This window comes from Vogesella fluminis (assembly GCF_014652335.1).
Classification (GTDB): domain Bacteria; phylum Pseudomonadota; class Gammaproteobacteria; order Burkholderiales; family Chromobacteriaceae; genus Vogesella; species Vogesella fluminis.
Window position 1 is genome coordinate 1 of record NZ_BMYP01000121.1, and the last position, 688, is coordinate 688.

Sequence of the window (688 nt, forward strand, 5' to 3'; positions counted from 1 at the left end):
ACTTTACTTGCCTCTGAGGAATATCAGAGTCTTGCCAAAAAAGGTTTCTTCATCACGTCCAGGTTGCCAGCCGCGGCCCTACAGAACATGTCGGGGAGATGTCGGCACTGGTCGCCACCGCCGCACGCTCCGCTACGGTTCTCGCCACAGAGCCTTCCGTTGTCCTAAAGGTATCCGCTTCAGATTTCAAGAATGCGGCAAATGAATTCCCGCGGGTCTGGCAACAGATCACCCGTCAGCTTGTCGAACGGCTGCATCAACGCAACAACCTGGTCCGTCCAGCCCATCAGTCGTCGCGGGTGTTCATCATCTGCTCGGTCGAAGCCCTGCCCATCGCTCGCGCCGTCGAAAACCACTTCGAACACGACAAATTCTTCGTGAAGATTTGGACTGAAGGGGTATTTCGTGCTTCGCAATACCCCATTGAAAGCCTAGAGGAACAGCTCGACGAGAGCGATTTCGCCATCGCAATCGCACAGCCGGACGACCAGGTTACCGCTCGCGGGGAAACACAGAGCTCCCCGCGAGACAACGTCATTTTTGAGCTCGGCTTGTTTGTTGGCAGACTGGGCCGGATGCGCTCTTTCCTGCTGGAACCCAGGGGAGATGAAGTTCGCCTTCCATCGGATCGAGGGTGTGCAGAATTTTGTGTAAACGGACCATTGGCGGGAAACTGCCAAATTGTCCG

At 55.7% G+C, this 688-nt stretch carries 1 protein-coding gene; it reads left to right on the top strand.

The annotated features are described in order from the left end of the window. Positions 1 to 98: 98 nt before the first annotated feature. Positions 99 to 688, top strand: a 590-nt coding sequence (locus tag IE083_RS15715) for a nucleotide-binding protein (RefSeq protein ID WP_229799810.1), incomplete at its 3' end; no start/stop codon positions are given.